Genomic DNA, 1,361 nt, shown 5'->3' with positions numbered 1-1,361 from the left:
GCCGCCGCCGACGCGGGCGTCGAGCTGCCCGGCCGGGACCGGCTGCTTGACGGCGCCGCGGGTGACCACGTGCTCGCCGAGCTGGCGCGGCCCACGGTCGCCACCTACAACTCCTACGCCGCGTCCCTGGTGGCCGACCACGCCCTGCTGCTCGGGGTCGAACCGGCCTCCCGGCTGCTCGGTGAGGCGGCCCGCTACCAGCTCGCCGCGCAGCTGGTGGAGTCCTGGCCGCAGGACCTGGGGATCGACGCCGCGGTGTCCACCGTGATCGACGCGGTGCTCGCCCTGGCCGGGGCGCTGAGCGAGCATCTGCTCACCCCGGCGGCGGCCGCCGCGTCCCTCGAACAGCTCGCCGCCCGGCTCGAGGCGACCCCGGCGACGGGTCCGCGCGGCCACCTCAAGGACGTCGTCGACGTGCTCGACTCGCTGCGCACCCGGGTCCGGCTGCTCGACCTGGTCGAGGCCTTCGCCGAGCACAAGCGTCGGGCCGAGGCGATCGACTTCGGCGACCAGGTGGCGCTCGCGGCCCGGCTGGCCCGTGAGGTTCCGCAGGTGGGGGCCGGGGAGCGGGCGAGGTTCGCCGTCGTGCTGCTCGACGAGTACCAGGACACCTCGTACGCCCAGGTCGAGCTGTTGCACGCGCTGTTCGGCGGCGGGCACCCCGTGACCGCCGTCGGCGACCCGCACCAGGGGATCTACGGCTGGCGCGGGGCGAGCGCCGGTGCGCTCGCCCGGTTCTGCTCGACCTTCACGGCGGCGGGCCCGGACGGTCCGCAGCCGGCGCTGCAGCGGCACCTGTCGGTGTCGTGGCGCAACGACCATGCGATCCTCGACGTGGCGAACCGCGCCGCGGCGCCGCTGCGTGAGGGGTCCCGGCTCGACGTCCCGCGGCTGGCGGCGCGCCCCGACGCGGGTCCGGGGCTGGTGCAGGCGCGTGTGCTGCTCGACCGGGCCACCGAGGCACAGGCCGTGGCCGACTTCGTCGTCGCGGGCCGGGCCGAGCTCGGCGAGGGGACCACCGCGGCGGTGCTGTGCCGCACCAGGTCCCAGTTCGACGAGGTCGCGCAGGCGCTGCGGGCGCGCGGGCTGGTGGTCGAGGTCGTCGGCCTCGGCGGTCTGCTCACCAGCCCCGAGGTGATGGACCTGGTCGCGGCGCTGCAGGTGGTGCACGACCCGGCCCGCGGCGACGCCCTCATGCGGCTGCTCACCGGTGCCCGGACCCGGCTCGGTGCGGCCGACCTGCACGCCCTCGCCGACTGGGCCGACCAGCTGGCCGGCCCCCGCCGTCGCGGCGACGAGCAGGACGCGGGGCCGGTCGAAGGGGTGGACGCGGCCAGCATCGTCGACGCGCTCGACCGGCT

The 1,361-nt window shown here is 76.8% G+C and carries 1 protein-coding gene; it reads left to right on the top strand.

Annotation, left to right across the window (positions count from 1 at the left end):
• Nucleotides 1-1,361, top strand: a 1,361-nt coding sequence (locus tag F2B26_RS16240) for a UvrD-helicase domain-containing protein (protein WP_159811110.1), incomplete at both ends; no start/stop codon positions are given.

Source organism: Cellulomonas citrea (genome assembly GCF_009829685.1).
Taxonomy (GTDB): domain Bacteria; phylum Actinomycetota; class Actinomycetes; order Actinomycetales; family Cellulomonadaceae; genus Cellulomonas; species Cellulomonas citrea.
The sequence above is the reverse complement of the archived record's forward strand: the minus strand, read 5'-3'. Positions and strand labels throughout refer to the sequence as shown.